General features: G+C 63.2%; 9 protein-coding genes. 2 read left to right on the top strand and 7 right to left on the bottom strand.

Features of this window, described 5'->3' with window-relative positions:
- Positions 1–552 (bottom strand): glycosyltransferase (locus EOA28_RS15610; protein ID WP_128315027.1); only part of this gene is annotated, 552 nt, incomplete at its 3' end.
- 276 nt (positions 553–828) lie between these two features.
- On the opposite strand from EOA28_RS15610, the gene apaG reads away from it, so the two are divergent.
- Positions 829–1,221, top strand: a complete 393-nt coding sequence (apaG, locus tag EOA28_RS15605; RefSeq protein WP_042641259.1) for a Co2+/Mg2+ efflux protein ApaG — start codon at positions 829–831, stop codon at positions 1,219–1,221.
- Between the two features lie 204 nt (positions 1,222–1,425).
- Here apaG and EOA28_RS15600 read toward each other — a convergent pair whose 3' ends face one another.
- The 3 genes from EOA28_RS15600 to EOA28_RS15590 form a co-directional block, all read right to left on the bottom strand.
- Positions 1,426–2,457 (bottom strand): Hsp33 family molecular chaperone, encoded by a 1,032-nt coding sequence (locus EOA28_RS15600; RefSeq protein ID WP_127252114.1) that lies wholly within the window; start codon positions 2,455–2,457, stop codon positions 1,426–1,428.
- Between the two features lie 123 nt (positions 2,458–2,580).
- Positions 2,581–3,492: an ornithine carbamoyltransferase gene (argF, locus tag EOA28_RS15595; RefSeq protein ID WP_127252115.1), complete on the bottom strand. Its 912-nt coding sequence runs from the start codon at positions 3,490–3,492 to the stop codon at positions 2,581–2,583.
- Positions 3,493–3,508: 16 nt separating this feature from the next.
- Positions 3,509–4,708 carry an aspartate aminotransferase family protein gene (locus EOA28_RS15590; RefSeq protein ID WP_127252116.1) on the bottom strand — a complete coding sequence of 400 codons (1,200 nt, stop codon included), beginning with the start codon at positions 4,706–4,708 and terminating at the stop codon, positions 3,509–3,511.
- A 357-nt stretch (positions 4,709–5,065) separates the two neighbouring features.
- Between EOA28_RS15590 and EOA28_RS15585 the strand changes: the two genes are divergently transcribed.
- Positions 5,066–5,584 (top strand): GcrA family cell cycle regulator, encoded by a 519-nt coding sequence (locus EOA28_RS15585; protein WP_127252117.1) that lies wholly within the window; start codon positions 5,066–5,068, stop codon positions 5,582–5,584.
- A gap of 149 nt (positions 5,585–5,733) precedes the next feature.
- On the opposite strand, the gene EOA28_RS15580 is transcribed toward EOA28_RS15585, so the two are convergent.
- From EOA28_RS15580 to EOA28_RS15570, 3 genes are all read right to left on the bottom strand, one after another.
- Entirely contained in the window at positions 5,734–6,738 is a 1,005-nt protein-coding gene (locus EOA28_RS15580) for a magnesium and cobalt transport protein CorA (RefSeq protein ID WP_127252118.1), read from the bottom strand.
- Positions 6,739–6,923: 185 nt separating this feature from the next.
- On the bottom strand, positions 6,924–7,646 hold the full coding sequence (phoU, locus tag EOA28_RS15575; RefSeq protein WP_127252119.1) for a phosphate signaling complex protein PhoU: 723 nt from the start codon (positions 7,644–7,646) through the stop codon (positions 6,924–6,926).
- Between the two features lie 108 nt (positions 7,647–7,754).
- A partial coding sequence (locus EOA28_RS15570; RefSeq protein ID WP_128315026.1) for an ATP-binding protein occupies positions 7,755–8,674 on the bottom strand: 920 nt, incomplete at its 5' end.

Genomic DNA, 8,674 nt, shown 5'->3' with positions numbered 1-8,674 from the left:
CTGCAGCGTGTTGAGGAAGGCGCATTCGACTTCGGCCCAAAAGCCGTCCGGCCGCGAACCGATCGGCGTCGAGCAGACGAGGCCGGTATCCGGCCGCCATGCCGCCATCAGGTGCTGAACATAGTCCCTCGGCATCAGCACGTTGGAATCGGCGAGGACGACCCAATCGTGCCGCGCCGCCTGCCAGCCCTTGACGCAGTTGTTGAGCTTGGGATTGGCGCTGATATGGTCGTCGCCGATCAACAACCGCGCCGGAACCTTCGGGTGGCGCGCTATCGCCGCATCGATGAGCCTCACCACCGGGTCCTCGGCATGCGCGACGCAGAAGATCAGCTCATAGCGCGGCCAGTCGAGCGAGAAGGCGCGCTGAAGGGTCTCCTGCGTGAACGGCTCGACGCCGCGCGAAGGAACGATGATCGAGACCGGCTGCGCGCCGACGGGCGGCGCAATGACATGTCTTCGTTTCAGCCGCGACGCGGCGAGCAGGATGCTGGCGAGGTTCGAGAAAAGAAGGGCTGACGAAGCCAGGCCGGCTGCGATAGTCAGTTCCATCGAGATCTGGTCACTCTATCTCTTTGTTTTCACGCAATTCCGGACGGAAAACCGCTCACACTTTTCCTGGAATTGCTCTTGGCCGCATGCGACCATTTCATCAGTCACAGAGCGCCCGAGTCGCCCGGCACGGTTTGTGCACACCAACATTGTCATGTGTCACTTAAATGACATTGTTTTTCGGCACGTGCGCTACAAGGCTGGCAGGATGGTCGGCGCGGCGCGTTTAACAGCGAAGCGCGACAAAATGTTCCGCGGCGGCAACCGGAGTGGCCCATGTATCGCGCAGTGACGCGCAACATCGAAGTGCTGGTCAGACCCTTCTATCTGGAGGATAGATCCGATCCGTCGGAGAACCGCTATGTCTGGGGCTATCAGGTGACGATCGACAACCGCTCCGACGATTTCGTGCAGCTTTTGTCGCGCTACTGGCACATAACCGATGGCCAGGGCCGTGTCGAGGAGGTGCGCGGCGCCGGGGTCGTCGGCGACCAGCCGGAGCTCAATCCCGGCGACAGCTATCAATACACGTCAGGCTGCCCGCTCTCGACACCGTCGGGCATCATGGTCGGCCACTACACGATGCGCAACGGCCGCGGCGAGACGTTCGACATCGCCATTCCGGCTTTCTCACTCGACATGCCAGGTACAAGGCGGACGGTGAATTAGCCGTCGGCGATTGGCGTCTTTCTCCCCGTTCTACGGGGAGAAATGCCAGGCAGGGCAATGAGGGGCGGCGCCGGCTTCCGAGAATTTTCGTCGAGGCTCACGAGGCGGCGCCCACGGCGGACGCTATGATCGCCAACGTTGGCGCTGCCCCTCATCCGCCCTTCGGGCACCTTCTCCCCGTGGAACGGGGAGAAGGAACGGGCGTCACTCCGCCGCAAATTCTGCCGGGTCGAAGTCGTATTGCGTCGAGCAGAACTCGCAGGCGACATGGATGCCGCCCTCCTCGGTCGAGTCCTTGATCTCCTCAGCCGAAAAGCCTTGGAGGATGCCGTGGATCTTCTCGCGCGAGCAGGAGCACTGGTCGTCGACGGGCACGCTGCGGAAGACGCGCACGCCGTGCTCGTGGAACAGCCGGTAGAGCAGCCGCTCGGCGCCAACGGTCGGGTCGATCAGCTCGGTCGGCTCGATGGTGCCGAGCAGCGCCAGCAATTCCTGCCAGGAATTGTCGGCCGGGTGGTCCGTCAGCTCGCGGTCGTCGCCGTCGCCGCCCGAAATATCGGGAATGCGCATGCGCTCCGGCGCCTGAGGCAGGAACTGCGCCAGGATGCCGCCGGCCCGCCACTGCTCGCGCGCGCCGGCCGGGCCGGGCGTGACCAGCTTGGCGACCGACATCTTGATATCGGTCGGGATCTGCTCCGACTGGCGGAAATAGGTGCGCGCGGCATCCTCCAGTGAGGTGCCGTCGAGCTGGACGATGCCCTGATAGCGCTGCGTGTGTGTGCCCTGGTCGATGGTCAAGGCCAGCACGCCGTTGCCGAGCAGCGTCTGCTGCGAGGTCTCGCCGGCGTCGGTCAGCGCCTGCAGCCGGTCGGCGTCGAAGCGCGCATAGGCGCGCAGCGCATTCGGCGTGGTGAAATCGGCCACCAGCATGTCGACCGGCCCGTCGGTGCGCGTCTGCAGGATGAACTTGCCCTCGAATTTAAGCGAGGTGCCGAGCAGCACGGTGAGCACGCAGGCTTCCGCCAGCAGGCGGGCGACGGGCTCGGGATAATTGTGGCGGCTCAGAATAGCGTCGAGCATCGGCCCGAGCTGCACTGTGCGGCCGCGCACATCGAGCGGCGCGACCTCGTAAGGCACGACGTGGTCGTCGCCGGCGAAGCCGAATTCACCGAGTTGGGGTTTATGCTCAGCCAAGGTCTGGGTTTCCAACATGACAAAACTCCGGGGCGCAGCCATGCAACCCGATGAGCCGCATGCGTCGAAGCGCGTTCAATTTACGTGATGGCCCGCAAATAGGCATCACATACCCCCAGATCAAGTTGACCCCGGTCAGATCGGAAGCGGTCAGGTCCGCCCCTCTCAAGCGCCCAGGCACCAGGCCAGGACCGCCTTCTGGGCGTGCAGCCGGTTCTCGGCCTCATCGAAGACCACCGAATGCGGCCCGTCGATCACCTCGTCGGTGACCTCTTCGCCGCGATGCGCCGGCAGGCAGTGCATGAACAACGCATCGGGCTTGGCCTTGGCCATAAGCGCCGCGTTGACCTGATAGGGCAGGAAGACGTTGTGGCCGCGAGCACGGTGCTCCTGGCCCATCGAGACCCAGCTGTCGGTGACGACGCAATCGGCCTGGTCGACGGCTTCCTCGGCGGATTTGGCAAACCGGACCTTGCCGCCATGGGCTTTCGACCAATCGACATATTTCTCGAAAGGCTCGCTGCCTTCCGGCACCGCGACATTCAAGTTGAAACGGAACCGGGCCGAGGCTTCGAGCAGCGAGTGCAGCACATTGTTGCCGTCGCCGGTCCAGGCAAAGGTCTTGCCGGCCACCGGGCCGCGATGCTCCTCGAAGGTCATGATGTCGGCCATGAGCTGGCAGGGATGTGTATCGTCGGTCAGCCCGTTGATGACCGGAACCGTGGCGTTCTCGGTCAGCTCGATCAGCCGGTCGTGAGAGGTGGTGCGGATCATGATGGCGTCGACATAGCGCGACAGCACTTTCGCCGTGTCGGCGATGGTCTCAGAGCGTCCGAGCTGCATCTCGGTGCCGGTCAGCATGATCGTCTCGCCGCCGAGCTGGCGCATGCCGACATCGAAGGACACGCGCGTGCGCGTCGACGGCTTGTCGAAGATCATGGCCAGCACCTTGCCGTCGAGCGGTTTTGAGCGCTCACCCGCCTTGAGCCTGGTCTTTCGCGCCATCGCGTCGTCCAGCATGATGCGCAGGTCGCCCGCCGAAACGGCGGATAGATCGGTGAAGTGGCGGACGCTCATCGGCAGGTTCCAGAACTTATTTCGCGGCTTCGGCCGCTATCGCGTCGGTCAGCCCCTTGGCGCCGCCGCGAATGCGCTTCAGCGCCTCACCGATCTCCTCGTCGGTGACGGTGAGCGGCGGCAGGAGGCGGATGACGTTGTCGCCCGCCGGCACGGCAAGCAGGTGCTGGTCGCGCAGCGCCATGTTCACCTTGGTGTTGGGCATGGCGCATTTCAGGCCGAGCATCAGGCCGGTCCCCCTGATGCCTTCGATGACCTCGGGAAATTCGTCTGCGACCGCCGCAAGGCCCTGCTTCAACAACAGCGCCTTGCGCTGCACATCCTCGAGGAAGCCGTCGACCAGCACCACGTCGAGCACGGCGTTGCCGACCGCCATCGCCAGCGGATTGCCGCCGAAGGTGGTGCCGTGCACGCCGGCGGTCATGCCGGTCGCCGCCTCGTCCGTGGCGAGGCAGGCGCCCATCGGGAAGCCGCCGCCGATACCTTTGGCGATCGCCATCAGGTCGGGCGCGACGCCGGCCCATTCATGCGCGAACAGCTTGCCGGTGCGGCCGATGCCGCACTGGACCTCGTCGAAGATCAGAAGCAGGCCGTGCTGGTCGCAGAGCTGCCGCAGCCGCTTCAAGGACTGCGTCGGCACCGGGCGTATGCCGCCCTCGCCCTGCACGGGCTCGATCAGGATGGCCGCGGTCTCCGCCGTGATCGCCTTTTCCGCGGCATCGATGTCGTCGAATGCAACCTGGTCGAAACCTTCGACCTTGGGCCCGAAGCCCTCGAGGTATTTGTACTGGCCGCCGGCGGCGATCGTCGCCAGCGTGCGGCCGTGGAAGGCGCCTTCGAAGGTAATGATGCGAAACCGCTCCGGATGGCCCTGGACGAACTGATAGCGCCTGGCCGTCTTGATGGCGCATTCCAGCGCCTCGGCGCCTGAATTGGTGAAGAACACCTTGTCGGCAAAGGTGGCATCGACCAGCCGCTCGCCCAGCCGGCGCTGTTCCGGGATCTCGTAGAGATTGGAGACGTGCCAGAGCTTGGCGGCCTGTTCGGTGAGCGCCGCGACCAGATGCGGATGGCTGTGGCCCAGCGAATTCACCGCGATGCCGCCCGCGAAGTCGAGATATCGCTCGCCCTTGTCGGTGACCAGCCAGGTCCCCTCCCCACGGTCGAAGGCCAGGGGTGCGCGGGCAAAGGTCTCGTAAAGCGCCGAACCGCTCATTATATGCGTCTCCGGAACCGGAAATCAAAAAAGCCGCCAATGCGGCGGCCTTTGCGGCTTATCATGTTTTTCGGCCATGAAGTCAACGAAAACGTCACGCAGAAGCGCGTGGCAAGCCCCGGCGCCACTCCGGCCCATCAGTGGTCAGGCAAGTTGGGGAAAACCGTAAAAACCGAATCGGTGTTGCCTTTGGGACTCTTGTCACCGAGTCAGCGCATAAGGTAATTGTAGTCGAGAAATAACTATATTTCGTGCGGCGGACCTAGATCACCCGGTACATGTGGTGTCGTTTGCCCGGCGAGAGCCGGCTCGGGAAAGGATTCTGGCTGCCGCACGCATTAGCAGGAGCGCGGTCTCATGAACTGGACTGACGAGCGGGTAGAACTTCTCAGGAAATTGTGGTCGGAGGGCCTGAGCGCCAGCCAGATTGCCGCACAGCTTGGCGGAGTGAGCCGCAACGCCGTCATCGGCAAGGTGCATCGCCTGAAGCTGTCGGGCCGCGGCCGCGCGACGGCTGCCCCGGCGCGTCAGAAGAAGGCGACGCAAGGCGCCTCGATGCAGAAATCGGTCGCCCGCGCGGCGAGCCCGGCGCGCCATGTAACTGCCAGCATCGGCGCCACCGCGTTGCAGGTGCAGTTCGACGCCGAGCCGGTCGCGCGCCATTACATCCGCCCGGTCGAGAACGTGGTGGTTCCGATCTCGCGCAACCTGCAGCTCGTCGAGCTGACCGAACGCACCTGCAAATGGCCGAATGGCGACCCGCTCTCGGAAGACTTCAGCTTCTGCGGCAACGACGCCGCCGAAACGGGACCGTATTGCAAGTATCATTCCCGGGTTGCGTTCCAGCCGGCGGCGGAACGGCGCAGGGCAAGATAAGGGAATAAGGGAGTAAGGCAGTAGGGGAATAGGGGAAAGAGCGCTTCACGCGCGACGTTTCGCCAGTCGCTCCGTATGACCACTCCCTTACTGCCTTACTGCCTTACTGCCTTACTGCCTTACTGCCCTACTCCCCTACTCCCCTCTCTTCACAGCCACCCATTCTTCTTGAACCGCCAATACAGGAACGAGCAGATCGCGGCCATCACCAGCAGGATGACGGGATAGCCATATTCCATCTTCAGCTCCGGCATGTCGGTGAAGTTCATGCCGTAGATGCCGGCGAAGGCGGTGGGCACCGCCAGGATGGCGGCCCATGAGGCGAGCTTCTTCGAGATCGCGGTTTCCTGGCTCTGTCCGACGAGAAGGCTGGCTTCGAAAGCGAAGGCCAGGACCTCGCGCAGGGAGTCGATCTTTTCCTGCACGGTGCGGATGTGGTCGGTCACATCGCGAAACAGCGGATGCATGGCTGCATGGATCTGCGGCAGGTCGGCGCTGGTCAGCCGGCGGCAGACCTCGACCAGCGGCAAGGCCGCATTGCGCAGCCGCAGGAGATCGCGGCGCAGCATGTAGAGGCGCTCGATATCCGAACCAATCATCGGCTTCAGAAGCACCTTGTCCTCGATCGCCTCGACCTCGTCCTCGATCTGCTCCAGCACCGGCATGTAGTTGTCGACGATGAAATCGAGGATGGCGTAAAGGACGAAATCCTCGCCCTTGGCCAGCGAGTGCGGGCAGCTTTCCCAATGCTGGCGCACGGCGGCGTAGGAGGTCGACGGGCCGTGCCGGACGCTGACGATGTAGCCGGTGCCGACGAACAGATGCGTCTCGCCGAAGGTGACGCGGCCCTCGATCAACTGCGCGGTGCGGGCGACGATGAACAGGGCATCGCCATATTGCTCGATCTTCGGGCGCGCATGCGGGTGCTCGGCGTCCTCGATCGCGAGGTCATGCAGGTGGAATTGCGCTTGCACCCTAAGCAGAAGGTTGCGGTCGGGCTCGAGCAGGCCAATCCAGACGACATGGCCGGGTTTTGCCGCCCATTCGCCGGCCTGTTCTATGGCAATGTCGGCGACACGCTTGCCGCCCAAATAGACGCTGGACGCAATGATGCCCGACGTCGGGGCCGGGGTCAGGTTCCGAACTTGTTCCATCGCAAACCTCCCGAGACTGCGACTGACAATTCGCCGTGCCTGGAGCAATTCCAGGAAAAGTGTGAGCGGTTTTCCGCCCGGAATTGCGTAAAAACAATAGTTGGGGCGTTTCGCCGCTTCCGTGAAACGGTGAAACGCACTGGAGAGCTTAGCCTAAATCAGAAAACCGTTCGAGGGGCCTGAATTCACTTAGCCGGCACCGTGCCTGGCAGCACCACCTGGTCGGTCTTGTCGCCCTTCGGCCGTTCGGCGGGCATCTGGTCGCCGGTGACGATGTAGTAGATGGTCTCGGCGATGTTGGTCGCATGGTCGCCGATACGCTCGATATTCTTGGCGCAGAACAGAAGATGCGTGCAGGGCGTGATGTTGCGCGGATCTTCCATCATGTAGGTCAAAAGCTCGCGGAACAGCGAGGTGTACATGGCGTCGATCTGGTCGTCACGATCGCGCACGAAGCCGATCCTCTCGACCGAGCGCGAGGCGTAGACGTCGAGCACTTCCTTGAGCTGCGTCAGCGCCAGGTTGGCAAGCGCCTCCAGACCGCGGAAAAGGCTGTTCGGCTGGCGCCCGTCGACCGAGGCGACGCGCTTGGCGACGTTCTTGCCAAGATCGCCGACCCGCTCGATATCGGCCGAGATGCGGATCGCGCCGACGATCTCACGCAAATCCGTCGCCATCGGCTGGCGCCTGGCGATGATGATGATGGCCTTGTCATCGATCTCGCGCTGTCCCTCGTCGAGGACGATGTCGTCCTGGATGACCTTCTGGGCAAGGCCATGGTCGACATTGACGAGGGCCGCGACAGCCTGTTCGACCATGCGCTCGGCATGGCCGCCCATCGCCGCAATGCGCTTGGACAGGAATTTCAGCTCTTCGTCATAGGCACTGACTGTATGCACGGACTGCATCGATATGCCTTCCCGGTTTGTGCCGGCTGGTGCGTTCCCTCAATCTGTCGCTGATACGCGAACCGCATGACAGAAAGAAGAAAATCGCGGTTGGCAACCGGTACACGATCAGCGAGCCGGCAAATGAACCGTGAACGCCGCACCCTTGCCGACTTCCGACTTGATCGACAATCTTGCGTTATGACGGCTCAATATATGCTTGACGATCGAAAGGCCAAGCCCGGTGCCTTTCTGGGTGCGGCTGTTTTCGACATCGATGCGGTAGAAGCGTTCGGTTATGCGCGGAATATGTTCTTCGGCGATGCCGGGGCCGTAGTCTCTTATGGTGACGTCGATGCCTGGGTCCTGACCGTCCTCGACGCGTGCCATGGATACGGTCACGCGTCCGCCTGACTGGCCGTATTTGCAGGCATTCTCCAGGAGATTCTCGAAAACCTGGAAGAGTTCGTCGCGGTCGCCGGGGACGGAAACCGGACCATCGATGAAGTCCCGCTCGATGACGATGCCGTTCTCGCTGGCCAGTGGCCCGAGCGAATCGATGACGCTGTCGATCGTCTGGCGAAGATCGACCGCCGTGCCCGGCCTCAGATAAGGTTTCATCTCCAGTCGCGAGAGCGAGAGCAGATCGTCGATCAGGCGGGCCATGCGTCCCGTTTGGTTCTGCATGATCTGCAGGAACTGGTCGCGCGCCGCCGGATCGTTGCGGGCCGGCCCGCGCAGCGTCTCGATGAAGCCGGCGATCGAGGCGAGCGGCGTGCGCAATTCATGGCTGGCATTGGCGATGAAGTCGGCCCGCATGCGGTCGATGCGGCGCGTCTCGCTCTGATCCTTGAACACCAGCACGTAAAGGCCTGTGGCATGGCCGACCGTTGACGCGCTGACCCTGTATGTCCGCTCCACCGGCAGCTTTTCGGTGTAATCGACAGCATCGGCGGCGACCTCGCCCGACAGGATGCCGTCCAGCAGCGCCTGCATTTCCGGCGCGCGAAACTTCAACGCCAGAGACATGCCCGGCGCCAGGCCGCCGA

The organism is Mesorhizobium sp. M2A.F.Ca.ET.067.02.1.1, from assembly GCF_004023285.1.
GTDB lineage: Bacteria > Pseudomonadota > Alphaproteobacteria > Rhizobiales > Rhizobiaceae > Mesorhizobium.
The sequence above is the reverse complement of the archived record's forward strand: the minus strand, read 5'-3'. Positions and strand labels throughout refer to the sequence as shown.

Coding starts and splice junctions, on each gene's coding strand:
- phoU (WP_127252119.1), bottom strand. CDS start 7,646: ATGCAGTCCGTGCATACAGTCAGTGCCTATGACGAAGAGCTGAAATTC.
- argF (WP_127252115.1), bottom strand. CDS start 3,492: ATGAGCGTCCGCCACTTCACCGATCTATCCGCCGTTTCGGCGGGCGAC.
- EOA28_RS15590 (WP_127252116.1), bottom strand. CDS start 4,708: ATGAGCGGTTCGGCGCTTTACGAGACCTTTGCCCGCGCACCCCTGGCC.
- EOA28_RS15600 (WP_127252114.1), bottom strand. CDS start 2,457: ATGGCTGCGCCCCGGAGTTTTGTCATGTTGGAAACCCAGACCTTGGCT.
- EOA28_RS15580 (WP_127252118.1), bottom strand. CDS start 6,738: ATGGAACAAGTTCGGAACCTGACCCCGGCCCCGACGTCGGGCATCATT.
- apaG (WP_042641259.1), top strand. CDS start 829: ATGTATCGCGCAGTGACGCGCAACATCGAAGTGCTGGTCAGACCCTTC.
- EOA28_RS15585 (WP_127252117.1), top strand. CDS start 5,066: ATGAACTGGACTGACGAGCGGGTAGAACTTCTCAGGAAATTGTGGTCG.